Here is a 26,116-nt window from a genome sequence, read left to right as displayed (position 1 = left end):
TGCATCTTTTTGGGATGTCATATTCCGGAGTCAATTCATTTGCTCATTGAAAAAGATTGCCTTGAATTTCCTTTGATTGATGTGCCCTTCAATCCGTTTATGAATTCACTTTATAACCGGGAAACACTGTTTAAAGGTTACCAGCCGGGCATTCCGGAAAGCTATGCAGACACACCCGACCAGGTGATTTACCGGCATTACCTGAAGCATGGGAAAGAAGCTGCAGATATCAAGGAGATTTAGGCGCGAAGGCTACACGACCATGCCATGACCGATGCACTGCAGGATTTCCTGGCCGGGTTTAATGAAAAAAAGGTGGTAGCCATTATGGGTGGCCATAATATACAACGGAGTGATTCGGGATTTGCGGAGGTTGCAAAAATCAGCAAAAAGCTGACAGAACGTGGTTATTTGATGGTTTCCGGTGGCGGTCCCGGTGCTATGGAAGCCACACATGTAGGAGCCTGGTTTGCCGGAAAGCCGGAACAGGAAATGCAGGAAGCCATTTCAATTCTGGCTGAAGCTCCCGGTTACCAGCATCCACTTTGGCTCGACAAGGCGCATGAAGTACTTCTAAAACATCCTGAATCGGACTACAAGAGTTTGGGCGTGCCAACCTGGCTGTATGGCCATGAACCGCCAACACCTTTTGCATCGCACATTGCAAAGTATTTTGCCAACAGTGTACGCGAAGACGGCCTGGTAACCATTGCCAAAGGCGGAATTATATTCACCCCGGGAAGCGCCGGAACTGTTCAGGAAATTTTTCAGGATGCCACCCAGAACCATTATTTGACTTTTGGGTATGCCAGTCCCATGGTGTTTTTTAACCGAAAATACTGGATAAAAGAAATTCCTGTTTATCCATTACTGAAAAATCTGTTGGAGGAAAACAAATACAAAAACCTTATTATTTCAGCTGTTGACCATTCCGAAGATGTGGTAAGGGAAATTGAAAGATTCAACTGATTTTAATAGCCTCGTTTATTAAAAAGAATATAACCAAAGTTAAGTGTCAGATAAAGATTGGTATTTGGTTTTTCGTAGTAGCTGAGTGAAAGACTTAAAGGACCCACTCCTGTGTGGTAAACCATGGCCGCCATCCCCTGCAAATAGTAATTGGAGAAATATTTGGTATTTTGGAAAGCAGTTAAATCCTCATTCGGCAATTCCTCTTTAACTGGTACAAAACCATGTCCTTCGAGCCTTAAATGAAGCGAAGGATTAAAATGATAAAGCAATTTGAATCCGCCAGCCAGGTAGTTGTTTGAGTGAAAATTTTCGATAAACAACGACCGGCTGTGTGGTGTGGGATAATACCCCGGCGAAGTTAACTTGGTGGACCGGTAATTTTTAAAGAATTTTTTATTGCTGTAAACACCTTCCAACTGGGTTCCCAGAGTGAAGTTTCTAAACAGGTTGTAATACCTGGTAGATTGTGCCTGCAGAATAAAATAGTCATGATGACGGTTCGTTCTTGCTGTTGCGGTTGAAGTTGTACCAGGCTTGTTTGTTTCCCTTCCGGCAATGTATTTGAACGTAAATGCATTATATTCCCCTTCAGTGGCAAACTGCTTATAATTGAGTGAATTATTTTCAACACAGAGTTGACTTACAAAAGCATTAAAGGTTGTTTCATCCGGAGTATCTTCTTTTTTGAAAACATCGGTTTGGTAATACTCATCTGTTGAATTGGCAAATGCTGTTCCCGCGCACAATTTTGAATGAAGCCCAAGTGGAATACCTGCTTCAAACCGAAAATTATATTCTCCCTGAATAATGTATGGCGGACGCACATCTTCGAAAAAAAGTTCTGAACTCGACGAAAAGAAATCCCACCGGTTTAACGTTGAATATCCTGCAATGTAAAAGGGGAGAGAGGTTGGGAAATCTATCCGGCCTCCTACTTTGAACGAGCTGTAAAATCTTCCGAAATAAATATTTGAGCTTAACGTATAAGCCCGCCCCTGGTAGGTGCGGTAGTCGAAACTGGCAAATCCCTGATTAATAGGTTTTGTGGAAATATTTCCTCCCATGTTAATCCGCATCTTTTTTTCAGGTTCCACTTTCAGGTGCAAATCATAATACCCTGTTTCCGTATTGAAATAGGCAACAGGCCTGATGGATTTCAAGTGTTCATCGGCAATTAATTTGAAATATTCCTTTTTCAATTCGCCTAATGAAACAATATTGTACCGGTGTTTAATCGACTGGATGATAAATTTACGTTGCATGGGGTCAGCAACTCCTTCAACCTGAACATTTTGAAAATACAGTTCCGGTTTTTTTGTTTTGAATTCCTCTCTTTTTTTTGTTATTCTTTCAGGAGCCACTCTTCTGGTAATCCGGGTTTTTATGCTGTCAATAAATTGTTCGGCTGTTGTCCTGCCTTCACTGGCAATTTGATCATATTTCTGAAAATCGAGCAGACTGACATTTTTCAACTTGGTTTCCATAAAAATTCCTTTTTCCGGTGGAATTTCATAATTGGTAGGACGCATCACAAGGTTGGTTATCTGCTCCATCAGATTGTCTGTGCCGGGTAATTTTGCATCATCAGCTACTTTGTGTCCAATTATAAAATCGGGTTTATAAATTTCTTCCATCAGGTCTTGCGGAAAATTATTTACAATACCTCCATCAAACAATAATTTTCCGTCAATAGTTATGGCTTTAAAATAGAGGGGGAAAGTCATGGAAGCCCGGATTGCTTCGCCTAAATCTCCTTTTCGCAAAACTACCGGTTGATTGGTATGTACATCGGTAGCCACGCAAAAAAAAGGGACCATGAGGCTGTCGAAATCGTTTTTACAGGCTGCATTGGTAGCTGCCAACAGTTCCATAAATGCAAAATCCATTTGTTCTTCGGGAATAATGTTTGTTGGAGGAAGTAACGTCAGTTTATCTTCCTGCCGGGCTATCCGAAGCTCCAGCCACGAGGGGTCTGGTTCGGTACGCGTGAAAAAGTACCTGTATTCTTTTTGGATCCGTCCGGTTGACCAGAAATAGAAATCATCTGAACGAAACAATTCTTCCATTTCATCAGGAGAATATCCGGCGGCATATAATCCGCCAACAATGGCACCAATTGAGGTTCCGGCAATAAAATCGATGGGAATATTATTTTCTTCCAAAGTCCGAATGACTTCAATGTGTGCAATACCTTTGGCACCACCTCCGCTTAAAACCAGCCCAACCGACTGGGCTGAAATTTCAGCAGCAAAAAGCAGGATAAAAAATATACTTAACAGACTTTTATTCATGGCTTGAATGATACGTTCTGAGCGGTACCAAATTTACAAAAAATGTAGCCTTTTTATCTCTGTTAAGGAAATTTATCCGAATTTTTTCGGTAGGAAGTCGAAAAACCAAGGCGAACACAGAAATGGTGTTTAACCTGCTTCCACTTTTTTACCCAGGCTTTGAAAACCTTCACCCAAAATTTCACGGGCATCCATTACAGTAATAAATGCATCGGGATCAATTGTTCCAATATATTCCTGTAAAACCGCAACTTCCCGGCGGCTGACTACGGTGTAAATAATATGTTTTTCTTCCCCGGTAAACATTCCTTCACCCCGTAAGTAGGTTCCGCCTCGTTCCAAATCCACCAGAATCTTATTTTTAATATCCTGGTGTTTTTTTGAAACAATCAATAATGCTTTGTTGTAATCAGAGCCTTCGAGTATCATGTCTATTGCACGGCCGGTAATGTATATAACCACCCAGGAATATAGTGGAATGTGCCAGTCTCTGAAAGCAATCAATCCTGTGAACACAATTACCGAATCAACATAAATCATCAGTTTGCCCAGTTGCAGATTGGTGTATTTGGCAATTATCATGGCAATAATGTCAGATCCACCCGAAGTCGCCCTCGATTTAAAAATCAATCCCAGTCCTATACCAATCAAAACTCCTGCAAAAACACTGGAAAGAAGTACATCGTCCACCAGCGGTGTATTTCCATCCGGGCGCAGGTATGTTATTCCATCAATAAAAACCGATGTGAGTACAAAACCGATGATGGTTTTTATGCCAAACCGTGGTCCCAGGATTTTAATTCCGGCTATGGTGAGCGGAATATTTAATACCAGGCCGAACAACCCGATAGGAATTCCGTCGGGCCAGAATGAAAAGACACCTTGTGTAAGGTAGTGTACCACAATGGCAATGCCATAAACTCCGCCCGGCACAATTTTGTGTGGTGTTACAAAATAAACAAAACCGGCTGCCAGAATAAAAGAGCCAAACAGTATCAGTGTATAATCGAAAAACCACTGTTTGCTGAACATTTTTTGTTTAGAAAGAAAGGCCATAAGTTGAAGATTTACAAATTATTGAAATTAGTTTTTGAAAGGTGTTACTGACGATGGAAAACTTTCAGTTGAAGTCCACAATTTTTTGTTGGGCTTCGGGCCCATTTCAAATCGAATGTTGCCACCATTCAGCAATTCATCATGATTAAAATACGATTTGTCCCATGTTTTTCCATCCCATGTGGTTTTTTGAATGTATTCTGATTTATCGGCTCCCGGCGCTTCAATGGTTAGTATTTTGCCGTTGGGCAACTCCAATTGTACTTTTTCAAACAGCGGCGCACCAATCACGTATTCCGGAGTGCCGGGGCAAACCGGGTAAAAACCAAGCGAAGAAAAAACATACCAGGCCGAAGTTTGCCCGTTATCTTCATCCCCGCAGTAACCATCTGGTGTGGGCTGGTAAAGTTTGGTCAGTACCTCGCGTATCCGTTGCTGCGTTTTCCAGGGTTGCCCCGCGTAATTGTACAGGTAAATCATGTGTTGAATGGGCTGGTTGCCGTGGGCGTAGTTTCCCATGTTTACAATCTGCATTTCCCTGATTTCGTGAATGGGAAAGCCGTAATAGGAGTCGTCGAAAATGGGCGGAACAACAAAAATGGAATCGAGCATTGCTGCAAAACTTTCGTGGCCGTCCATGAGTTGCGCCAGGCCTTCCACATCGTGGAATACACTCCACGTGTAATGCCAACTGTTTCCTTCGGTAAATGCATCACCCCATTTGTAAGGATTAAACGGCGACTGGAATTCCCCGTTTTCATTTTTGCCGCGCATCAGTTTGGTTTCCGGGTCGAAAACATTCCGGTAATTTTGTGCCCGTTTTTCAAAAAGCTGAATCTCTTCTTTCGGTTTCCCCAAAGCTTTACCCAGTTCGGCAATGCAAAAATCAGCGTAACCATATTCCAAAGTGCGTGCAGTATTTTCGCGAATGCCCACATCGTAAGGAATATAGCCCAGCTTGTTGTAATATTCGGCGCCATACCTTCCCACCGAACTTACCGGGCCATGGCCTTCTGTATTTTTCAAAATGGCTTTGTAAAGCGTTTCAATGTTGTAACCGCGGATTCCTTTCAGGTACGAATCGGCAATCAGCGAAGCCGAGTTGGAGCCAATCATGCAGTCGCGGTGACCGGGGCTTGCCCACTCGGGCAACCAGCCACTTTCATTGTAAGCATTTACCAAACCTTCCATAATTTGGCTGTTCAGTTCGGGGTACCACAGTGTAAAAAACGGGAATACAGCACGGAAGGTGTCCCAGAAACCATTGTCGGTAAACATGTAGCCGGGCAGCACTTCTCCGTTGTACGGACTGTAATGCACAATTTCACCTGCGGCATCAATTTCATAAAATTTTCGGGGGAAAAGCAAACAGCGGTACAATGTGCTGTAAAAAGTTCGGGCATTGTCGATATTCGAAGTTTGAATTTTTATTTTTTCCAGTTCGCTGTTCCATTGGTCTTTACCTTCGGTAACCAACTGCGTAAAAGTTTTGTCAGCAATTTCCTGTTTCAGGTTTAGTTCGGCCTGTTCGAGGCTGATAAACGACGAGGCAATTTTCAGTGAAACTTTCTCTTTCCGTTTGGTTTTAAATTGAAGCACAGCGCCGGTGTGCAGGTCTTTCAATTCTGATTCTCCGGCAAAAAGGGTTTTGTTGTCGGTGGTATAAAATGTTTCAAACGGTTTATTGAATTGCACCACAAACCAGTTTTTGAAGTTTCCGGGAACACCGCCGCTGTTTTTCGTGGTGTAACCAACCACTTTGTTTTCTTCAGGAATTATTTTAATGTATGAACCTCCGTCGAACGCATCGATAACAATGTTCGAGCTGTCGTTTTCTGGAAAAACGAATTCGAAAAAGGCAGCCCGTTCGGTGGCTGTGAATGCAGCTTCCACATCGTAATCGGCCAGGTAAACCTCATATAAATAGGGTTTTACCGTTTCGGCCTTATGCGAAAACCAGCTTTCTCGTTCGTCTTCATTAAAAACCGGTTTCCCGGTAGTTGCAAAAACCGAAAATTGTCCGTAATCGTTAATCCACGGACTTGGCTGGTGCGTTTGTTTGAATCCGCGAAGTTTGTACGCATCGTACTGGTACATCCAGCCGTCGCCCATTTTGTTGGTTTGCGGCGCCCAGAAGTTCATTCCCCAGGGGCGCGCAATGGCAGGATATGTGTTCCCGTTACTCAAACTGAACTCTGAATCAGACCCCATCAACGGATTAACCAGCTCAACCGGGTCAGTTAAAAATTCACCTTTTTCTGTTGGTGTACATGCTAAAAACAAAAACAGGATGGCTGCTAAAAAAGAAAAGTACTTCATTTATTTTGTATTCAAATTTCTGATAAACTCGTTTAATTGCGGGTCAAAAATAATATAATCCGGGATTTAATTTTCTGAGCGATTTCATAAAAAAACAACCTGAATCAGGCACCTTTTTATTCATTTAAGTCTTTCCCCAGGATTAATCTTTCCTGATTCAACTATTTTCATTGGCTTGCATTGAACATTCAGCCTTTCAATCTGTATTTTTGTTGAAAATTCAGATATGGAATTAAAAAAACGATGGAATAACTTTCCGTTTAAACCTGAAAAAATACCTTTTTTTTACGGGTGGGTAATTTTAATTGCTTCAACTATAGGAGTTTTAGCCAGTGCTCCTGGCCAAACCATGGGCGTTTCTACTTTTACCGACTATTTGATTGAGCATATCCATCTCAACCGGAATCAGATAAGCAGTGCCTATATGATTGGCACCATCGGCAGTTCCTTTTTGTTAACCTGGGCCGGGAAACAATACGACAAATTTGGTGCCCGCTGGACCACAATTGCTGCATCACTTCTGCTTGCCTTTGTTTTGCTGCTGTTAAGTCAGGCCGATCATGTAGTGCACCTGTTTGTTAAAGACAGGGAACTGGTTGTTTATAACGGTTTTGCCATAGCTGTTATGGTTTTTCTCTTTTTTCTGCTTCGCTTTTCGGGACAGGGCGTGCTAACCATGGTTTCGCGCAATATGCTGATGAAATGGTTTATTGCCAGGCGTGGTTTTGTTAACGGAATTGCATCGGTTTTAATCACCCTCGGTTTTTCTATAGCACCGCTTACTTTCGACTGGTTAATCCAGGGAACATCCTGGCGGTACGCATGGATTATCATGGCTTTGGGCATTGGAATAGTTTTTATGCTGATTGCCTTTCTCTTTTTTCGCGACAATCCGGAAGACCTTGGGATGTTGCCCGATGGCGAGAAACACGGGTACCGCGAGCGCAATGTAACCATCAGGCCGTTTAAACAATTCACACTTTCCGCAGCTCGCAAAACATTGCCTTTTTGGCTGTATTCCCTCCCTTTGGCTTTTTACGCTCTGTACATAACCGGTTTTTCCTTTAACCTTATTTCAATTTTCGACCAGGCAGGCCTCGATCGCGAAAAAGCCCTGGCTATTTTTATCCCCATTTCATTTGCATCGGTTGGCATTTCCTTTTTCGGAGGTTGGATTAGCGACCGCATTAAACTGAAGTATTTGTTGTACGTTTTTCTTGCAGGTGAATTTATTGCACTTTATTCCCTTGCAAAAATGAACGACGGAATTTATTATTACGGATTTATTATAGGGCACGGTATGGCCAACGGATTGTACAACGTGCTGATGACTGTAACCTGGCCCCGGTTTTACGGAAGGAAAAATCTGGGACGAATTTCAGGCTTCGTTATGTCGCTTATTGTTTTTTTTAGTGCCATTGGTCCGGTACTTTTCAGTTTTTCATTGACCCGGCTTGGCAGTTACAGTTTTGCCAGTTATTTTTTGGCGTTCTTCATTTTTCTTTTGCTCATTTTAAGTTATAAGGGAAATAATCCTCAGGATAAATTCGATTTTGCAGAGCATGATGAGTAAGATTTCTTACTTTTGTCTGATTATCTTGTATCTAATTGTCTTGTGTCTTGATACTAAATTTTTAAATCATGAAAAAATTAGCATTGGTTTACCTTTTTTTGGCTGCCCTTTTTTTGGGAGCCTGCCAGCCCAAATTTGAAACCGGGGAATGGGTTTCCATTTTCGATGGCGAAACCCTGAAAGGCTGGAAAAAATCAGCCGAAAATCCTGAAAGTTTAACCGTTGAAGACGGTGCCATTAAATGTTCCGGTGAACGGGCTCATCTTTTTTATGAAGGTGATTTTAAAAACTTTGAGTTCGAAACCGAAGTGAAAACTTTGGAAAAATCCAATTCCGGAATTTTTATTCATACTGGTTACCAGGCTGAAGGCTGGCCGCAAAAAGGGTATGAGATTCAGGTGAATAATTCGTTCCGGGGAAATGAAAATAATCCTGAGCGCAGAAAAACCGGCAGCGTTTATAACATCCGCAATGTGTATTTTCCGTTGGCTGAAGATAACGAGTGGTTTAAAATGCGAATTAAAGTGGTGGAAAACCACATCGAAATTTTTGTGAACGATATGAAAGTGAATGAATACATTGAGCCTGAAAATCCCTGGCGACCGGAAGGTGGTGAAGGTTTAAAACTAAGCAGCGGAACTTTTGCCTTGCAGTCACACGACCCCGGAAGCACAACATTTTATCGCAACGTCAGGGTAAAAGTTTTGCCTGATAGTGAAAGAAAAGCACCCGAAGTGGATAAGGAATGGGATACGTTGGTAACCAAACTCATGCGGGCCGGTTTCCCCCTTGTTGATTACCATGTGCACCTGAAAGGCGGACTGACAATTGAAGAGCTGGTGCAGAATTCTCAAAAACTTGGAATAAACTATGGCGTGGCGCCCAATTGCGGACTGCATTTTCCGGTTACCGACGATGAGTCACTGAATGAATACATTGAGTCGGTAAAAGGTAGTCCCACCTTTAAAGGAATGCAGGCCGAAGGTCGCGAGTGGATTACGTTGTTTTCTCCTGAAGCCGTTGCCAAATTCGATTATGTTTTTACCGATGCCATGACTTTTACCGATTCAAAAGGTCGGCGCAACCGCATCTGGATTCCCGAAGAGGTTTGGGTGGACGACAAACAGCAGTTTATGGACCAGATGGTGGAAAAAATTGAGGCCATCATGTCGCAGGAACCGGTTGATATTTATGTGAATCCGACGGTTTTGCCAGCTCAGCTTATGGGTGAATACACAGAACTTTGGACCAAAGAGCGCATGGAACGCGTTATAAAAGTTTTGGCTGATAATAACATAGCACTCGAAATAAATGCCCGTTACAAAACGCCTTCTGCCGAAATGATTAAAATGGCCAAAGAAGCCGGAGTGAAATTCAGTTTTGGTACGAACAATACGGGTCGTGATTTAGGCCGTTTGGAATATTGCATTCAAATGATTGAAGAGTGTAAACTCACCCCAAACGATATGTTCGAAATTAAGCCCGACCATCTGAAACCGGTTAACGTAAAAGGTTTACCCGAAAAGATTACAGGCTGATTCTGATGAAAAATTCCCTCTTTTTAAAAGAGCAAAACATACACAGCGACTGGTTTTCGTTTTTAACCGATGAAAACCGGTCGCTTGTTTTTAGAATTGAAGCAGAGGTTGAAGATTCAGGCTTTACACCACTGGCTGATAAAGTTTTACGGTTTTTGTCGTTTCCGCTTTCTTCGGCAAAAATTATAATTCTTGGCCAGGATCCTTATCCCCAACCGGACGCTGCAACAGGCCGTGCTTTTGAAGTGGGCACCCTGAAATCGTGGAACCAGCCCTTTAAAAACATTTCGCTGAAAAATATTTTACGTGCATTGTACAAAGCCTACACCGGAGAAGTAATCAAATTCAGCCAGTTAAAAGAAAAACTGGATAACGAATTTCCGGTTTTGCTGCCCGGAAAACTTTTTTCGCATTGGGAGAAACAGGGGGTTTTGCTGCTGAATACTTCTTTTACCTGCGAACCGGGAAAACCGGGCAGTCACCAAAAATTATGGGAAGAATTTACCTCGCGACTCCTGGTTTTTATTCAAAATAAAACCCCGCAGGCTACCTGGTTTTTGTGGGGAAACCATGCCCGTGAAGCCACCAAAAATCTTTATCTGAAAAAAAGATTTGAAACTATGCATCCTATGATGTGCCATGAGGCGCCGGACAGGGATTCCGATTTTCTGTTCGGAAAAATCAATTGCTTCGAACCATTCATTGGGGAAATCGACTGGACAGGATTCGGACTGAAAAAAGGAATGAAGAACGATTCTTTACTTTTCTAAACCGAATAATCCAAAAATTAATCCTGTCTCCGAGAGCGACTAAGATTATGTAAAACTTTTTTCAAAAGTTTAACTTCCCCGAATCAACTTCGGGGCAGGCTATCTAAGTCGGGATTAACCTGCATTTCATTCATTACAAACAAAATTTATGAATAATGCAGGCTAATAAAAATCGATTTGTTTGCCGTAATCTTTAAAAATATTTTTCTTTTCGGCAGCAATTTCAATGAGGTCAATTGCTTCTTCGTCAGAAAATGAGGCCCTGTTAATGCAAAGGTCAAATAAATCATTTTCAGGTGCTTCTTGCCGAATTGCCTTGCGAAAAGCTTTTCTTTCTTTTTCAACTTTTTGAATAAATTCAATGGCCTCCTGCCGGTTCAGATGATTGTTGTCGATAATGGTTTTTATGCGGTATTCCAATGGACCCAGAAAACGAAGGTGTAACGCATTTTCAATGTCGTGTGCAATAATGTGGGCAGCACGACCTACAATAATGCAAAAACCTTCTTCTGCAAAAGTTCGGATTACCTCATTTACAGTTTTTATGACCGTTTTTTCGCTTTTGAATTTTTTTGTTCCAAAAGCATTTAATATGTCATTGAAAGTGTAATTGTTTGAGTACTTGAAAATTCGTTTTACTTTCTCAGGTTCCATGTCGAGCTCTTTTGCACTCTGAAAAAACACCTCTTTACTCAACACTTTCCAGTCGGGTCCCAAATGGCGATGATTTAGTCTTTCTGCAATTTTATGCGCAAGTTTTACTCCGTTGCAACCTACTTCTCGCGAAATTGTAATAAGTGGTCCCGGTAATTTATTCGGATTGGAATAAACTTTTTGGTTACCCATCCGCTTTGTTAAATATTCAAGTAATGCGTTACCCATGGTTTTTGCTTTTGTTACTAAGTTACATGAATAAAATGAAATTCGATATGTTTTAAAAAATAAGAATTTGAGTCTGGGTGAAAGAATTTTTTATAACTTTTGTATGTTGTTTTAAATCAATATATTGTGAAGAAAGATATTTCATATAAAAATATTTTGTTTTGATATTTTTCTTGTATGAAAGCATTTCTTAAATTGATTTTTTTTCATTACGGAACTGACCAAACATATTTTATATTAATCATTTGTTTGGAATAATTTTTATGAATAAAATTTTGTTTACTTATTTTTTATTAAAATTTAAACAAAATACATTTTTGTATGTTTTGTTTTCGTGAAAAAAATAAAAATTAGACTGAAAATATTAATTTAAAAAAGATGAAAGAAGATATTATACTTAAGCCGTTAAACGGGAATGGAAAAGTGAAATTGAACGGGAATGGCCATTCACATGAAAAAATGAACGGGTATGAAGAATTGGGCGATCACCATGTTGGAACCTCTGCCGATACTCCTTTGCGCTACGATGCATTTGAAAAATCGGATGATGAAAAAGTAGCCTTAATTGAAGATAAATTTCGTGATATTATGGAAATTATCGGGCTCGATTTAACTGATGACAGTTTGCAGGGAACTCCTCACCGGGTTGCCAAAATGTTTGTAAAAGAAATTTTTTACGGACTGAACCCGGCCAACAAGCCTAAAATTTCGGTGTTCGACAACAAATTTAAATACAACGAAATGTTGCTCGAACGCGATATAAATATGAATTCGTTTTGTGAACACCATTTTCTTCCAATTGTCGGTAAAGCGCATGTGGCATACATTTCAAGCGGCGAAGTAATTGGCCTGAGCAAAATTAATCGTATTGTAGATTATTTTGCCCGCCGTCCGCAGGTTCAGGAAAGGTTGACCGTGCAAATTGCAAACGAACTGAAAAAAGTTCTGAAAACCGACGATGTAGCCGTTTTAATCGATGCCAAACACATGTGTGTTTCGTGCCGCGGAATTGGCGATGATAGCAGTACCACTGTAACTGCAGAATATTGTGGAAGGTTCAAAGACAAATCTGTGCGGGAAGAATTTCTGAAATATATTGGTTTGTAAGATGTCAGATTTTTTTGGCAATCAGGAAAATTTCCTGGTCGCCTCCCCATAATGATAAATTTCTTCTGAACAACCGGTTTAGAAAAAATTCAGGTGAATCATGATTTTTCAGAAATATAGGGTAGTTTTTTTGTACTACCTCGAATTTGGTTTTAGCTAAAACTTTTGATATGGAATTGTAGTTGAAATAGACAAAATGTTCTGTGCCAACGCCTTTTTTGCTGTAAAAACGATGTTTCTCTCTTTTTTTCTGTGCCCTCTTATATTCTGAATTTGGAACAAGAATCAGGATTAATCCATTTTTATTCAGCAATTGATGGCAGCTCGCTAAAGTTTTAAAAGGATTTGGAAAATGCTCCAAAACGTGTTGTATAAAAATCAGGTCGAAACGTTTGCCGCTGTCAATCACCTGTTCAATTGTAAATTTTTCAGCATTTAAACCGCTTTCCTTGCAATAATTCACGGCAAAATTACTTACATCTGTTCCCAAATGATAAATATTCAGGTTCTTAGCAGCTTGTAGTGTATTTCCAATTGAGCTGCCCACTTCAAATAATGATTTAATTTTTGGGTGATGGTTTTGTGCAATTCGAATGAGCCATTCTGATTTTTTTATTTTGTGCTTTTTATTTTTGGCGTAGTTTTTCGACGAGAAGTATTTTTTATCATATTCTTTCTGAAGATTCATTGACTCAGGCGCCCGCCAAATTAAGCCACATTCGGAGCACTTTATAAATTTCAGATTCTGGTCGGCTGAATAAATAAACTGGTTGTCCGGATTGCATCCCAGATATTTTGTGCAGTAAAGCATGTAATATAAATTTGGTTTCTCAGTCAAACTTTTTCAGAAGCGGATTTCAGATCAAACAGGTAGCCGTCCGTCCATATCGGTTCTGTTTTCAGGTTCCAGCGGAAATTTAACCGGTTTATTGTCGCGTGTTGAACGGTAAATGGCTGTGAAAAGTTCAACCGTTCGCCGCCCATCTTCGCCAGATACCAGAGGTTCCCTGTCGGTTTCGAGGGCTTCCAGAAAATCTTCGATTTGCCGCTCCATATAAAATACGGTAGGGTCGATGGAATTAAAAAATTCCGAATCTTTTTGTGTCCATTTCGCCCGTAATTTTTCCTCGCCGGAAACTGTCCATAAATCATTTACCGGCGGTTCCAACACCGTTGACAAGCCTGCCACAAACATGGCGCCTCCATCGGTTTGAACTCCCACTGAAGCACCGTTTTCTCCGTGAACATGCACTTTTCCGTAAATTCCGGGTTTTTGCGAATTGCTGACAATTATATTTCCTATACCACCATTTTTGAATTTTACAATGGCAACAGCAGTGTCTTCCACTTCAATAAATGGATGATTATAGTTTTTCCAAATGCCGTAAACTTCATCAATTTCACCCATAAACCAAAGCAGTAAATCGAGTTGATGAGGCGCCTGGTTTACCAGTACTCCGCCACCTTCCATTTTCCAGGTTCCGCGCCATGCATCGGCATCGTAATAATTTTTATCGCGCCAGCCCAGCATGTTAATGGTTCCGAAAACCGGTTTGCCAATTTTACCGGCTTCAATGGCTTTTTTTACCCGCATTACCGGGGCATACCAACGCCGCTGACTGATTGTTCCAAGTTTAACACCGGCTGTTTTGCAAGCATTTATTATTTCATCGCAATCGTTGAGGGTTGAGGCCAGCGGTTTTTCAACCAAAATATTTGCGCCGGCTTTTGCAGCTTCAATGGCCGGTTCGTTGTGAAAAGGGTGGGGGGTGCAAACTATGGCCAAATCAATTTTTGCTGTTTTTACCATTTCTGAAATGCTTCCAAAAGCTTTTGTTTTATATTGTCTGGCAAACTCATCTGCGGTTTTTTGGGTGCGGCTCCAAACAGCGTCAAGTTTTGCATTGGGCAGGTTCTCAATTGCTTTGGCATGAAGGTGGGCTACTTTGCCGCATCCCAATATGGCGATGTTGAATTTGTTTTTTTCCATTTTTGTAAACTCCTTTTTAAAACAATGGGTTTTGCGTTATACAAAACCCATCGCTCAAAAATAACCAATTCATCTGGATTGGAAATGCCACCTTTCTGTTTATTAAAGTATTTTTCTTCTTTTCAACTTTTGCTACATTTCCTGGTTGAAATCAGAAAAAGGTATGGCCTTTATTCTGGTTTTTTAAGGGTTTCATTTAGATCATGTTTTTTGATGGCCGAGTTTACAATCAGTTCAATCACATAACGGAAAATTTTTTCCTCAACTTTTTCTGACAAAAAGGGAAGATTAATTTTTTCATTGGCCAACATTGTAAGCCGCTCGGCTATCATTTTAGCTTCCTCTTTTTCAATTCCTTTCTCAGTAGTACGAACCAGATCGTAAAATTCATTGGGCATGTTTTCGTAAAGAAAATTATCAATTTTCAATATAATTTTGATAAGAATTTTTTCTTCTCCGGTTTCACCAATTATCGGAATTTTTATTTTACTGTTTAACTTTTCAGCCAACGCTTTTATCTCATCCTTTGATAATTGGTTACGGAGTTTTGGTTCGGCGTAAAAATCATTTAAAAGGGAATTATATTCGGTGTTATTCAGTTCAGAAATTTTTTTCGCCATGGTTGCTATTTATAACAGTTAAAATACTTTAAGCCTGAAATTGAGATTCAAGTAAATCCCGTGTCATTTCATTGTACACTCCATCAATAGCTAGGTTTGGCATTCGTGTTTGCAGTTCTTTAATGCCGGCTTCGGTTTTTGGACCAAAGGCACCATCAGAGGTTCCAATATCAATATTTAGTTGTTTAAGCGCATCCTGCAGAGCAACAACGGCCTGGCCACGGCTTCCCAGTTGTAAAGTAGGTTCAGGAATTTCAAGTTTTTTTACCGTTGACAAACGCTGGAATGCCAACACAGTGTTTAGCCGGTAGGCCGAAACAGAAACGCGGTTTCCCTGATTCCCTCCCAAACAATAAACCCTTTTTTTATCGGTTGAAACGCCAAGGAAAAAACCCACATGTCCCTTCCACGATTCAGGGCTTTCACGCCAGAAAACTACAATATCGCCGGGTTCTGGTGTGGTAACCCTCGTGCCAACATTGAGCCATGAGCGGGCATTTGCTTTGCCTGAATATTGCAGTCCGGCCTTTTTTGCCACCCAGTTTACAAACGTGCTGCACCATGGAACTTCATCACTGGTTATTCCATGTATGCCTGATTCTTTAGCGTATTTTAAAATTTCGGGATTGTGCTGGTTCCCCAACATTTCCTCATTCCCAAGTTCTTTAAATGCAATTTTTAATAGGTCTTCCATCTTTTTAATTCTTTTAATATGAAATAAGTAAAGGAGAATATCCAAAGTCATTCAAAACGTTGAAATATTCTCCTTGTTTTTAATTTATTTAGCTACCCCAAGTCCTGCAAAAAGGTTTTGGAACGAGTTGGCTTCGATGGCAAAAACACCATCGTTCCCAATCATATTTATTGGCCTCCAAAAGCTTTTGTCGAAAAAGGACAGAACTCCCTGATACGTGTTCATTCCGGCAGGTTCGGTTACACCCCATGGATTTCGGAGTACAATGTACTTTTTGTTGTTTTTGTATGCCCAGCCTAAAACTGTGTAGGCGTGGTTCCCAACAACATTGGTACCTGTGTAATCTTTGCTCGAACCATAAGTCCAGGCTGTCATCGGATGGATGGTTTTGTAGCTCATTGAATTTTCCCGGACAATAGAGTAGAGTTGATCTCCTGTTCTGCTGCTTGTATTATAATAATGAGCCGTTTTATCATTCAATTGAGCAGTGGCTTTCACAGGGTCGCCAAACGCCGTTTTGGTAATGTCGGGTTTATCTGAATTGGTTTTCAGAATCCATTTGGCAAAAGCCTTTTCGTACAAAGCGGGATAAATTTCACCAGCATCTCTCGACCGGCAATAAATTGGCAGGTTGTTTGACGTGCGCACCAGCGTTTTGTCCGTAACTTCCACCAGTTTTGTGGGCGCATCTTTTCCTCCGCCTTTTGAATAAAACTGAATAGCATTCACCCGGTCTGATTCGCCTGTACCTGTTGCACGGTTCCGGTGAACAATCCGATAGGGATCGGCCCAGGCAATGGCTGAAACTGCGGCAATAAAATAACAGTTTCCAACAGCTCCTTGTACCGGATCAGAAAATTCAATTACATCTTTGAAAAAATCGCCCGTGTCTTTCCAAATACCGTTTTCAGGTGTCCAGTCACCCGATGAGGCTGCTTTTCCTAAAAGAATTGCCGCAAGCGGTTTGCTTAACAGTGTTTTTGAAAGCGTATGATCCATTTGCGGGAGATCAAGTTTCAGGTTCAGTACACCACGTGTTAGCACCCCCGAGCGGATTTTTGTGGTGTTTATACTTTTTACTCCAAGCTTTTTGAGCTCGCCCAGATTGGTAATGCCTGATACATCTGGTGTTTCTGATTCGTTGTCGCCTCTGATAGTAATTGCAGACGCAGCAACCGGTTCAGCCATGTTTTTGTCGTTCAGTTTTAATCCGGCATAGATGGGCGAATTAAACTTCATGTCGAACAATTCATTGTAATCCGTTTCCAGTGCGTCTTCCATCACTTCAATGGATTCCTTTTTCGTCCAATCGATTTTTCTGCCAACTAACGCTTCGGTCAGAGCATAGGGGTTGATGGCACCCACATTTAAATTTGTTACTTTGTCCATTTTCTTTTGATTTTAATGATTGTGATTTATTAGAATTTATTCTGCCGGAAATTTATTCAGACAGATTAAAATTGTATTGAAAATCAAAGTATTACAGTTGAAAAAAACAACTAAATAATTAATTCGGAATAACCTGTTTATGTTACTCATAAATAAATTAGTTAAAAATTTTGTGTACTATAAACCCTGGCTTTTTGGAACTGGTTTTAGATGGATGAATAGAATAGTAAAACAATTTACGATACTTTATTGAAAGATAGTGTTTACAGATTAAAAAATTTTTATGCATTGCTCATAATTTAAATGAGCTTCAATTTAAGACAATTTTGTCTTCAAAGCAATATTCCTTTAATTTTTTTTCGATGGAAGTTAGAGAGCGAAAACCTGAAAGTATTTTGGCTTATTTGGAGGTGAGAGGCATAAGTTCTATTCTGCGGAAATAAATTTCAGCCGCTTCAGACTGAATCTGAATTTTGCCTCTTTTGGGTTTTACTTTGGTTGCTTCATTTACTATAATTCCGTTTAGAATGAAGGTGAGTTTGTCCCCGTCAGCAATACATTCCAGGGTATTCCATTCTCCAACCGGATTTTCTATATCCTTTTCTCCCCTGAAATCCAGCGCATCTTTCCAGTCCGGATCCCGGTTAAACCAGTTTATACGGCCTGAGTTAACCGTTACCTCTTTTCCGTCTGGTTTAAAAACATAAGAATTACCTTGTTTTTCATTAGCCACAGTGCAGGTAACACTGAAATTGTCCGTTCCGTCGCCAACCACAATAATGTCGCCTGTTCCGCCCTCAATTATCTGGCATTCGATGGAGTGCATCCAGATTCCACCGGATGCTCCGTCTTCGCCAATCGAATGCAGCAGAATTCCACAGTCGCGGGCATTATTCAGCCGGGGCTCAAAGGTTTTTTCACCCCATTTAAATTCGGTTATCAGATGGTAATTTTCAAATTCTTCGTTGGTGGTAATGCAACCCCATTCTTCACCCGAAATCCGAATCATTCCGTCTTGCACCGTAAAAACCTTTTTTGGATCATGATTTTTCCCGCTGTGTTGTAAAAAGGTGTACCAGCCATCAAGGTTTTGGCCGTTGAAGAGTTGGATTTTTTCTGATTCTTTTTGCTGGATAGAGATGGTGTTGTTTTCCCCGGTCTGATGCCCTGTCAGAAAAAGAATACCGGTAATAAAAATTATAATCTTTAACATGGTTAAAATTTTCTTTCAAATGTATTCATTTTAATTGATAGTAAATTATTGTTTTATCAACAATTTGACGTAAATTGACACAAAAAGGTGTTTTATTATTCTATTTAATAGTCACAATTATGAATTTTATTTTTCAAACACACAGGCAATTATGGTTTGTTGTATTCATGAGTTTGTTCCCCGTAACATTGTTTGCACAAATCCAGGGTTCCGTCAGGGATAGCTTGAATCAACCGGTTTCGTTTGCCAATGTGCTTTTACTCAACCAAAAAGATTCTTCGGTGGTATCCGGGGTAATGGCTACGGAGGAAGGAACTTACAGCTTTACCAGTTTTAAACCCGGAACTTATATGATTGGTGTAAGTTTAATTGGCTACAAATCCGCTTTTTCATCGCCATTTACTATTAAAACATCAAACGATCATTTCCACAACGAGCCCGTTTTTGTTGAAGAAGATTCGCACCAGTTGCAGGATGTAAATGTGGTGGTGAAAAAGCCCATTTACGAATTAAAAATCGACCGGATGGTGGTGAATGTGGAAAACAGCATCACTTCTGCAGGAAGCACTGCACTTGAGGTTTTGGAAAAATCGCCCGGGGTGATTGTGAACCGGCAAAACAACAGCATTTCCATTTCGGGTAAAGGGGGCGCAATGGTAATGATTGACGGAAAACAAAACCGAATGCCGGTTGAAGCTGCTGTTCAGATGTTGGGTTCGATGAATGCAGACAATGTAAAACGGATTGAAATTATTACCACCCCGCCAGCCAAATACGATGCAGAGGGCGATGCCGGGATTATTAACATCGTCCTTAAAAAAAATGAAGCATTTGGCACCAACGGTTCATTTTCACTGGGGGCCGGCTTGGCCACCCGCGAAAAAATGAATGGCAGCCTGAATTTAAACCACCATGTGGAGAAGGTCAATTTTTTCGGTTCGTACAGTGCAGATTTTGACAATATGCGCCAAAGCACCGAAACCATCCGCAGGCTTATTCAATCGGGTTCTGTTATAGAATCAGAAGCCATAAATAACCGTGAAGCACTGTTGCTTTTTCAGAATGTCAGGATGGGATTCGATTATACCATCAGCAGTAAAACCATTTTAAGTTTTTTAGGCGCTGGTTATGTCAGAGACTGGGAAATGGATGCATTAACTGCAATTTTATACATGCAGGATCAGGAAACAACCAACCGCACCAATCTCACCACATTCGAATTAAACAAATGGATTCACGGCATGGGAAACATAAACCTCCAGCACCATTTTCAGGAAGAAGAAATCCTGGATTTTAATTTCGATTATTTGAATTATTACAACGACAACCCGTCCAATTATACAGTTGAAAACCTGGACAATTCTAATCAGCCTGAATCGGGCGAAAACATTGAAGTGGAAAAAATTACGCCCATCAATATTTTTGTGGGTGCTCTGGATTATTCAAACCAGTTAAACCCGAAAATAAAAATTGAAGCTGGGATAAAAGGAACACTTACCAATTTTAAAAATGATGTTGGCGTTCGGTATTTCACTTCCGGAAGCTGGGATTACGATCCCGAATTGACCAATAATTATTCACTGAACGAAAATATAAGTGCCGCATATTCTACAATTAGTTTTACCATGAACGATAAAACAAGCATTGTGGCCGGATTGCGCTACGAATACATGAATTCGGTGCTGGACTCGGAAACTGAAAAAGGAATACTGGACCTGCATTACGGCGAATTTTTCCCCACTTTTTACTTCTCCCAAAAATTAAACGATAACAACACGTTTCAGTTTGCTTACAGCCGTAGGATCGATCGTCCGACATTTAATCAACTGGCCCCGTTTATCATTTTTATCACTCCGGAAACATTTCTTTCGGGCAACGAGAACCTTTTGCCTGCATTCAGCAACATTTTAAAAGCCGATTACCAGTATAAATCGTTGATGTTATCTTTTAGTTTTACCGATACGAAAGACGCCATTGCCGGTTTTCAGCCTCGCCAAAGTGATGATGAAACCAGACAGTACCTGGTTTCCCGGAATCTGGACAATGCTCAAACAATGTCGGTGATGCTCGCTTTGCCGGTAACTGTTACCAAATGGTGGAAGATGCAAAACAATTTCAACTGGGTAAGGCAAAAACTGGTAACCGACTACGACGCGGTTGATGTTGATGTTTCTCTCGCGAATTTCAGGATAAATTCAAGCCAAAGTTTTAGTTTAAGCGAACATATTTCTGCTGAAATATCCGGGTTTTATCAATCGCGTTCCCTTATGGGGATTTACGAAAGTAAACCCTTCGGCAGCCTTGATTTTGGTTTTTTGTGGCGATTGAAAAATGGAAACAGCCGGTTTAACCTGAACGTCAGCGATGTGTTGAAAACCAGGATTTTTCGAATGGAAGCAAATGTGCCGGAATTGAATATCGACAACCGGATGAAGCTGGATTTTGAGTCACGTATTTTGAGGCTAACTTTTACGCATAATTTTGGCACTACGGCCATAAAAGCCAGAACCCGGAATACAGCCTCGGAGGAGGAACGGAGAAGGATAACCAATTAAAAATTAATCATTCGGAAAATCTGTTCCTAACTTTGCCCGTTAGTCAACAGTTTAATAAGAAAATCAGAGTAAAATTAAACTCATGCCAAAAACCGTTACCATGGCCGCAATTCCCTGAATAAGTGTAGCCATTGTGTGGGTTTTGTATCCGGTTTTCACATCCATACCCGAAAACTGGGTAACCACCCAAAAAAAGCTGTCGTTTGCGTGGGAGATGGTCATGGCGCCTGCACCGGTTGCCATCACGGCCAGCACTTTTCCGTTCAGCGAATCGAGCCCGATGGTAGAAAGCAGCGGGGCAATGAGTGCCGAAGTGGCCACCAAAGCCACGGTGGATGAACCCTGCGCTGTTTTAAAAGCCGCAGCAATTATAAACGGAAGAAAAATACCAAGTTGATAATCCGCCAGCATATTTCCGATAGTTTCGCCAATCTGTGTTTCTTTCAGAATGGTGCCAAAAGCACCTCCCGCACCGGTAATGAGCAAAATAGGAGCTGCTGCCGAAATGCCGTCGCCAATCCAGCCGGTGAGCGTTTCTTTGTTAAAAACCGGGAAAAGCAAAAATGCCAGCAAAAAACCGATAAGCAATGCGTTAACCGGTTGTCCTGTAAAATCAAGAAAGGCATAAAAGAACCCGGTACCGAAAGTTTTTGCCGGGTAGGTGGCTATCGAACGCAAAGCAATGAGAAGTATCGGGATTAAAATAGGCAACAATGATTTGGTTGCAGACGGAAGTTTAATGTTTTCGGAAATATTTTGGGTAAATGTTTCGGTGTCTTCGCTGGTGGTGTATTTTTTCCCGGCATACGATGCCCAGAAATACCCGGCAAGCAGGGCAACCAGAGCAACTACAGCACCAAAAAGGATAACCAGCCCAAGTTGGTCATCAAGCCCCAAATTTCCTGCAGCGGCAATGGGACCTGGCGTTGGCGGGACAAATGTGTGTGTGGCATAAAGTCCGGTAGCCAGAGCAATGGAAAGCGCTACCGATGGTTTTTTGGTTTGGTGAACCAGTGATTTTTTCAGCGAGGAAAGAATCACATAAGCCGAATCGCAAAAAACAGGAATGGAGACGATGTACCCAATGAACGACATGGCCAGCGCCGGATACCTTTTACTCACCAACTTTAAAACCAGTTCAGCCAGTTTAATGGCAGCGTTGGATTTTTCCAGAATGGTTCCAATAATGGTTCCCAAAACAATTACAATTCCGATGTAAGCCATGATGTCGCCAAACCCGCGTGCAATGGATGCGGCAATGCTTTCCAGAGGCAGTCCGGCCAATGCTCCGGCCAGGTACGATGCCAGCAGTAGCACCACAAACGGGTGAAGTTTCAGCCGGGTGGTTCCCAGTATGATAAACAGGACAGAAATAAACAGAACCGTTATGAGCCAAAGTCCTTCGGGCATGGAATAGCTTTTAAAAAGTTATGAAATTGGGTTTGTTTTCAATAAAATGAATGGGAACTTCCACAACAAATTCCCGGAGCCATTCGGCACAATATTCCATCCCGGCTTCCTCTGATTTTATATGGCCCAGAAAAATAACCGCCTTGTTTTTATCCTGCTGCACCGCATCGTTGGCATAAAGGTAAGTTTCCCATTCGGGCGCTTCCCCCGCGATTATAACTTCCACATCATCGTTCCGTAACATTTGAATGTGCCGCTGTCCACCAGGTGCACCGGCCATAAATGCCAGTTTGGTGAATTTCAGTTCAGAATTTCCAATTACCCGAATGTTCTCCATATTAAATTTTTGTTTGAGCTCATTCGCATAATCTTTTAAGGTTTTTTCAGGAACCTGGAAAAAAGTTTGTGAGCCATTCACAGCAAATCGATTTAATTCCAGTTTTTGTATCATGCCAACCGAAATCCCGTCGGGCTCAGTTTTATGAATATGATCATGAAACCGGAAAATCACCAGCCCGTTTTTTTCAATAAACTCCTTTTTCTCCAAAAAAACCGGGTCATTTTGAAAGGATTCCGTCTGATCAAGGTGGTTGTAAAAAACCGGTTCATGGGTAATGATAAAATTGCATCCTTTTTCAACTGCTTCTTTTAAAACCTGCATATCGGCAAACATGCAGACGGCAATTCCGGTAAGTTCCGATTTTGGATTTCCGGCTTTAAACGCATCCACCGTTTGGTCGGCCCAGGGGCAGGTCACTTGTTTTTTAATCCGGTTTACAATATCTTCCGCGGTTATTTGGCCAATGGAAATGAACGGGAGCAAAAGGAACAATACAATATAAAATTTCGTTTTCATGATAAGTTGCAGTTGATTCAGCTATAAATGTAAGTGATTTTTTTATTATGAAGAAGATAAAACTTCGCGGGAAAGAACTCAAGCGCCTCGGTTACACCAGCGACCGGGCTATTTCGCTTGCCATTAATCTGGTGAGCCGGCATTTTAAGCGGTCAGATAAGGTTGAACTTCTGGAAACCCTCGAAAAGATAAACCTTCAACCTGAAAACTATTTGAAGGACCCGGTTTGGGGCGAACTGGCGCAACTTTTAACAGAGAAACCCGCCAAAAGCAAAAAGAAACCGGTGCTGAAAAAAGCGGCGCTGGAGTTTAAAATTTATGGCGAAGAGAACATCGATCCCGAAGCCATTCGCCAAATGGAAACGGCCATGAAACTGCCCATTTCTGTGAAAGGCGCCCTGATGGCCGATGCACATGTGGGATACGGTTTGCCCATCGGCGGAGTTTTGGCAACTTACAACGCAGTTATTCCTTACGGTGTGGGAATGGATATTGGCTGTCGCATGTGCCTTTCGGTTTTTCCTTTTTCACCAAAAAAAATTGACGGCGAGCGCGACCGGATTAAAAACATTCTGATGAACGAAACCCGGTTTGGACTTGCCGAGTTTAAAAATGAACAGGACCATGAAATTCTGGAACGCAAAGAATTCAGGGAAATAAAATTTCTGAATTCCCTGCATAAGAAATTTGCCAGTCAGTTGGGAACATCCGGTCACGGAAACCATTTTGTGGATGTGGGTTTTGTGAAAATTCAAAAGTTTTCTGAGTTGGTTGGACTTCAACCCGGTGAATATTTTGCTGTTTTGAGCCACTCGGGTTCACGTAATTTTGGTTCGGAGGTTTGCAAACACTACACCCGAATTGCCAAAGACAAGCTTGAACTTTCTGGCGAAGCGGCTCGGCTGGCCTGGCTGGAGCTCGATTCGGAAGAAGGGCAGGAGTACTGGGCAGCCATGAACCTGGCCGGCGATTATTCACACGCCAACCACCGTATTATTCATCGAAGGCTGGCCAAAGCATTTGGCGAAAAACCACTGGCCATCATCGAAAATCACCACAATTTTGCCTGGGAAGAAACACTGGACACCGGTGAAAAAATCATCATTCACCGCAAAGGCGCCACACCGGCAGGAATTGGCGATGTGGGAATTATTCCCGGAACCATGGCCACGCCGGCGTTTATTGTAACCGGAAAGGGAAACGAAGAAGCGCTGAATTCCGCTTCCCACGGCGCCGGTCGTTTGATGTCGCGAAATGTGGCCAAACAAACTTTCACCGAAAGCCAAATGAAAAAATACCTGGAAAAACAAGCAGTGGAATTATTGGGTGGAGGAGTGGATGAATCGCCGTTTGCTTATAAAGATATTTTTGAAGTGATGAAAAATCAGCAAAATCTGGTGCAGGAATTGGGCGTTTTTTATCCGAAAATTGTACGGATGGAATAGGTATTGTGCTTAAAGTCACATGGTATTGATTAATATCAATATAAAAAGAGACATAAAAGTCGTTTTTTTATTGATAATTTTTTTACATTCGGCCCCCAAAATTTCTTCACTATAAAATTTTACTTATGAGTCATGGAATTGTTGAATCGATGCCCTTATGGATGTCAATACCATTTGTGATAATTCTGCTTTTTATTGCAGTTGGCCCACTACTTTTTAACCATTGGTGGGAAGAAAACAAAAACAAGTTGATCGTTTCACTTGTATTAGGTGTTCCTGTTTCAATTTTATTGTTTTACAGGGGGTTGCATCACGAACTGATACACCAGATTTTATTCGACTACATCCCGTTTATTATTTTACTTGGAGCTCTGTTTATTATTACCGGAGGTATTCATCTGAAAGGAGATATTGAGGCAAAACCAATAACCAATACGACTTTTTTGGCTATTGGAGGGCTTCTGGCCTCATTTATGGGAACTACCGGTGCGGCCATGTTACTTATCCGTCCGATTATCAGAACGAATCAGGAGCGGAAGTTTAAGGTGCATACCATTCTTTTCTTTATTGCCATTGTGGCCAATGCGGGAGGCATGCTCACTCCGCTTGGCGATCCACCGCTGTTTCTGCTCTATTTAAGGGGTGCGCCATTCACATGGTTTTTTGGTTTGTTCTGGCCCTGGTTATTTGTAAATTCAATTTTTCTTCTGCTTTATTATATCATAGACAGTTATTATCACGCCAAAGAACCAATTGCCACAATTGTGAGAGACCGCACAAACATTGAGCCCATCCGCCTTAAGGGAACACTGAATTTTCTTTTCTTGCTGGGCGTGGTTTTATCGGTTGCATTTTTAAACCAGCAATTTATTCCAGCAATTCACGAAAATCATAATCTGGCCTTTATACGTGAGGGAGTTATTTTGCTGATGGCCATTTTGTCTTTGGTTACCAGCAGCAATGAAATGCGTTACATTCATAATAAATTTACCTGGGGCCCCATTGTAGAGGTTGCTTTTCTGTTTTTCGGGATTTTTATCACAATGGTTCCAGCGTTGATTTATATCAGGGAAAATGCCCCTTCGTTCGGAATAAACACACCGCTTTTATTTTATAGTGTTACCGGCGGGTTAAGCGCATTTCTTGATAATGCGCCAACAGCGGTTTCCTTTCATAACCTTGCACTTGGAATGACCAGTCAATTTAGCGGTTTAACTTTGGTTGCAGGAATCCCCGAAATTATACTGAAAGCAATCAGCCTGGGCGCTGTGTTTTTCGGTGCAATGACTTATATCGGAAACGGACCAAATTTTATGGTTAAAGCTATTGCTGAAGAAAATGAAATAGCAATGCCCGGCTTTTTCGGGTATATTTTTAAATTTTCGATAATAATACTGTTACCCGTTTACATTTTAACGCAGTACCTTTTTTTATAA

At 41.2% G+C, this 26,116-nt stretch carries 21 protein-coding genes; 9 read left to right on the top strand and 12 right to left on the bottom strand.

Annotation, left to right across the window (positions count from 1 at the left end):
• Positions 1 to 9 precede the first annotated feature (9 nt).
• Positions 10 to 243: a hypothetical protein gene (locus ACESMA_RS13670; RefSeq protein ID WP_372949397.1), complete on the top strand. Its 234-nt coding sequence runs from the start codon at positions 10 to 12 to the stop codon at positions 241 to 243.
• A gap of 24 nt (positions 244 to 267) precedes the next feature.
• Positions 268 to 969, top strand: a complete 702-nt coding sequence (locus ACESMA_RS13665) for an LOG family protein (protein WP_372949396.1) — start codon at positions 268 to 270, stop codon at positions 967 to 969.
• Between the two features lie 2 nt (positions 970 to 971).
• Here the strand turns inward: ACESMA_RS13665 and ACESMA_RS13660 are convergent, their stop codons facing one another.
• From ACESMA_RS13660 to ACESMA_RS13650, 3 genes are all read right to left on the bottom strand, one after another.
• Entirely contained in the window at positions 972 to 3,263 is a 2,292-nt protein-coding gene (locus ACESMA_RS13660; RefSeq protein WP_372949395.1) for a patatin-like phospholipase family protein, read from the bottom strand.
• 129 nt (positions 3,264 to 3,392) lie between these two features.
• Positions 3,393 to 4,295, bottom strand: coding sequence for a YitT family protein (locus ACESMA_RS13655; RefSeq protein ID WP_372949394.1), 903 nt, complete (start codon positions 4,293 to 4,295; stop codon positions 3,393 to 3,395).
• Between the two features lie 51 nt (positions 4,296 to 4,346).
• Positions 4,347 to 6,638 (bottom strand): GH92 family glycosyl hydrolase, encoded by a 2,292-nt coding sequence (locus ACESMA_RS13650; RefSeq protein ID WP_372949393.1) that lies wholly within the window; start codon positions 6,636 to 6,638, stop codon positions 4,347 to 4,349.
• 226 nt (positions 6,639 to 6,864) lie between these two features.
• Here ACESMA_RS13650 and ACESMA_RS13645 point away from each other — a divergent pair, with 226 nt between their 5' ends.
• The 3 genes from ACESMA_RS13645 to ACESMA_RS13635 all read left to right on the top strand — a co-directional run bounded on the left by ACESMA_RS13645 (position 6,865) and on the right by ACESMA_RS13635 (position 10,519).
• Positions 6,865 to 8,211, top strand: a complete 1,347-nt coding sequence (locus ACESMA_RS13645; protein WP_372949392.1) for an MFS transporter — start codon at positions 6,865 to 6,867, stop codon at positions 8,209 to 8,211.
• A gap of 68 nt (positions 8,212 to 8,279) precedes the next feature.
• On the top strand, positions 8,280 to 9,749 hold the full coding sequence (locus ACESMA_RS13640) for a DUF1080 domain-containing protein (RefSeq protein ID WP_372949391.1): 1,470 nt from the start codon (positions 8,280 to 8,282) through the stop codon (positions 9,747 to 9,749).
• Between the two features lie 5 nt (positions 9,750 to 9,754).
• Positions 9,755 to 10,519 carry a uracil-DNA glycosylase gene (locus ACESMA_RS13635; protein WP_372949390.1) on the top strand — a complete coding sequence of 255 codons (765 nt, stop codon included), beginning with the start codon at positions 9,755 to 9,757 and terminating at the stop codon, positions 10,517 to 10,519.
• A gap of 162 nt (positions 10,520 to 10,681) precedes the next feature.
• Here ACESMA_RS13635 and ACESMA_RS13630 read toward each other — a convergent pair whose 3' ends face one another.
• Complete coding sequence (locus tag ACESMA_RS13630; protein ID WP_372949389.1) at positions 10,682 to 11,401, bottom strand: AAA family ATPase; 720 nt, start codon at positions 11,399 to 11,401, stop codon at positions 10,682 to 10,684.
• 378 nt (positions 11,402 to 11,779) lie between these two features.
• Here ACESMA_RS13630 and folE point away from each other — a divergent pair, with 378 nt between their 5' ends.
• Positions 11,780 to 12,508, top strand: a complete 729-nt coding sequence (gene folE / locus ACESMA_RS13625) for a GTP cyclohydrolase I FolE (RefSeq protein WP_372949388.1) — start codon at positions 11,780 to 11,782, stop codon at positions 12,506 to 12,508.
• A 4-nt stretch (positions 12,509 to 12,512) separates the two neighbouring features.
• Here folE and ACESMA_RS13620 read toward each other — a convergent pair whose 3' ends face one another.
• The 6 genes from ACESMA_RS13620 to ACESMA_RS13595 all read right to left on the bottom strand — a co-directional run bounded on the left by ACESMA_RS13620 (position 12,513) and on the right by ACESMA_RS13595 (position 18,414).
• Entirely contained in the window at positions 12,513 to 13,319 is an 807-nt protein-coding gene (locus ACESMA_RS13620; RefSeq protein WP_372949387.1) for a class I SAM-dependent methyltransferase, read from the bottom strand.
• 51 nt (positions 13,320 to 13,370) lie between these two features.
• Positions 13,371 to 14,498 (bottom strand): Gfo/Idh/MocA family protein, encoded by a 1,128-nt coding sequence (locus ACESMA_RS13615; protein WP_372949386.1) that lies wholly within the window; start codon positions 14,496 to 14,498, stop codon positions 13,371 to 13,373.
• 170 nt (positions 14,499 to 14,668) lie between these two features.
• Entirely contained in the window at positions 14,669 to 15,118 is a 450-nt protein-coding gene (locus ACESMA_RS13610; RefSeq protein WP_372949385.1) for a hypothetical protein, read from the bottom strand.
• A gap of 28 nt (positions 15,119 to 15,146) precedes the next feature.
• The gene (locus ACESMA_RS13605; RefSeq protein WP_372949384.1) at positions 15,147 to 15,812 is read right to left on the bottom strand and encodes a TIGR02594 family protein; all 666 of its coding nucleotides are present in this window, start codon (positions 15,810 to 15,812) and stop codon (positions 15,147 to 15,149) included.
• An 84-nt stretch (positions 15,813 to 15,896) separates the two neighbouring features.
• Positions 15,897 to 17,201, bottom strand: coding sequence for a C2 family cysteine protease (locus ACESMA_RS13600; protein ID WP_372949383.1), 1,305 nt, complete (start codon positions 17,199 to 17,201; stop codon positions 15,897 to 15,899).
• Between the two features lie 400 nt (positions 17,202 to 17,601).
• Positions 17,602 to 18,414, bottom strand: a complete 813-nt coding sequence (locus tag ACESMA_RS13595) for a DUF1080 domain-containing protein (protein ID WP_372949382.1) — start codon at positions 18,412 to 18,414, stop codon at positions 17,602 to 17,604.
• Between the two features lie 119 nt (positions 18,415 to 18,533).
• Between ACESMA_RS13595 and ACESMA_RS13590 the strand changes: the two genes are divergently transcribed.
• The gene (locus tag ACESMA_RS13590) at positions 18,534 to 20,969 is read left to right on the top strand and encodes a TonB-dependent receptor domain-containing protein (RefSeq protein ID WP_372949381.1); all 2,436 of its coding nucleotides are present in this window, start codon (positions 18,534 to 18,536) and stop codon (positions 20,967 to 20,969) included.
• Positions 20,970 to 21,032: 63 nt separating this feature from the next.
• On the opposite strand, the gene ACESMA_RS13585 is transcribed toward ACESMA_RS13590, so the two are convergent.
• On the bottom strand, positions 21,033 to 22,379 hold the full coding sequence (locus ACESMA_RS13585; protein WP_372949380.1) for a GntP family permease: 1,347 nt from the start codon (positions 22,377 to 22,379) through the stop codon (positions 21,033 to 21,035).
• Positions 22,380 to 22,389: 10 nt separating this feature from the next.
• The gene (locus ACESMA_RS13580) at positions 22,390 to 23,235 is read right to left on the bottom strand and encodes a Nif3-like dinuclear metal center hexameric protein (protein WP_372949379.1); all 846 of its coding nucleotides are present in this window, start codon (positions 23,233 to 23,235) and stop codon (positions 22,390 to 22,392) included.
• Between the two features lie 47 nt (positions 23,236 to 23,282).
• Here ACESMA_RS13580 and ACESMA_RS13575 point away from each other — a divergent pair, with 47 nt between their 5' ends.
• Positions 23,283 to 24,680: an RtcB family protein gene (locus ACESMA_RS13575; RefSeq protein ID WP_372949378.1), complete on the top strand. Its 1,398-nt coding sequence runs from the start codon at positions 23,283 to 23,285 to the stop codon at positions 24,678 to 24,680.
• 125 nt (positions 24,681 to 24,805) lie between these two features.
• Positions 24,806 to 26,116, top strand: coding sequence for a sodium:proton antiporter (locus tag ACESMA_RS13570; RefSeq protein ID WP_372949377.1), 1,311 nt, complete (start codon positions 24,806 to 24,808; stop codon positions 26,114 to 26,116).

It is taken from the genome of Mariniphaga sp. (genome assembly GCF_041687215.1).
In the GTDB taxonomy this organism is placed as follows: Bacteria; Bacteroidota; Bacteroidia; order Bacteroidales; family Prolixibacteraceae; genus Mariniphaga.
The sequence above is the reverse complement of the archived record's forward strand: the minus strand, read 5'-3'. Positions and strand labels throughout refer to the sequence as shown.

Coding starts and splice junctions, on each gene's coding strand:
- ACESMA_RS13665 (WP_372949396.1), top strand. CDS start 268: ATGACCGATGCACTGCAGGATTTCCTGGCCGGGTTTAATGAAAAAAAG.
- ACESMA_RS13660 (WP_372949395.1), bottom strand. CDS start 3,263: ATGAATAAAAGTCTGTTAAGTATATTTTTTATCCTGCTTTTTGCTGCT.
- ACESMA_RS13655 (WP_372949394.1), bottom strand. CDS start 4,295: ATGTTCAGCAAACAGTGGTTTTTCGATTATACACTGATACTGTTTGGC.
- ACESMA_RS13650 (WP_372949393.1), bottom strand. CDS start 6,638: ATGAAGTACTTTTCTTTTTTAGCAGCCATCCTGTTTTTGTTTTTAGCA.
- ACESMA_RS13645 (WP_372949392.1), top strand. CDS start 6,865: ATGGAATTAAAAAAACGATGGAATAACTTTCCGTTTAAACCTGAAAAA.
- ACESMA_RS13640 (WP_372949391.1), top strand. CDS start 8,280: ATGAAAAAATTAGCATTGGTTTACCTTTTTTTGGCTGCCCTTTTTTTG.
- ACESMA_RS13635 (WP_372949390.1), top strand. CDS start 9,755: ATGAAAAATTCCCTCTTTTTAAAAGAGCAAAACATACACAGCGACTGG.
- ACESMA_RS13630 (WP_372949389.1), bottom strand. CDS start 11,401: ATGGGTAACGCATTACTTGAATATTTAACAAAGCGGATGGGTAACCAA.
- folE (WP_372949388.1), top strand. CDS start 11,780: ATGAAAGAAGATATTATACTTAAGCCGTTAAACGGGAATGGAAAAGTG.
- ACESMA_RS13620 (WP_372949387.1), bottom strand. CDS start 13,319: ATGCTTTACTGCACAAAATATCTGGGATGCAATCCGGACAACCAGTTT.
- ACESMA_RS13615 (WP_372949386.1), bottom strand. CDS start 14,498: ATGGAAAAAAACAAATTCAACATCGCCATATTGGGATGCGGCAAAGTA.
- ACESMA_RS13610 (WP_372949385.1), bottom strand. CDS start 15,118: ATGGCGAAAAAAATTTCTGAACTGAATAACACCGAATATAATTCCCTT.
- ACESMA_RS13605 (WP_372949384.1), bottom strand. CDS start 15,812: ATGGAAGACCTATTAAAAATTGCATTTAAAGAACTTGGGAATGAGGAA.
- ACESMA_RS13600 (WP_372949383.1), bottom strand. CDS start 17,201: ATGGACAAAGTAACAAATTTAAATGTGGGTGCCATCAACCCCTATGCT.
- ACESMA_RS13595 (WP_372949382.1), bottom strand. CDS start 18,414: ATGTTAAAGATTATAATTTTTATTACCGGTATTCTTTTTCTGACAGGG.
- ACESMA_RS13590 (WP_372949381.1), top strand. CDS start 18,534: ATGAATTTTATTTTTCAAACACACAGGCAATTATGGTTTGTTGTATTC.
- ACESMA_RS13585 (WP_372949380.1), bottom strand. CDS start 22,379: ATGCCCGAAGGACTTTGGCTCATAACGGTTCTGTTTATTTCTGTCCTG.
- ACESMA_RS13580 (WP_372949379.1), bottom strand. CDS start 23,235: ATGAAAACGAAATTTTATATTGTATTGTTCCTTTTGCTCCCGTTCATT.
- ACESMA_RS13575 (WP_372949378.1), top strand. CDS start 23,283: ATGAAGAAGATAAAACTTCGCGGGAAAGAACTCAAGCGCCTCGGTTAC.
- ACESMA_RS13570 (WP_372949377.1), top strand. CDS start 24,806: ATGAGTCATGGAATTGTTGAATCGATGCCCTTATGGATGTCAATACCA.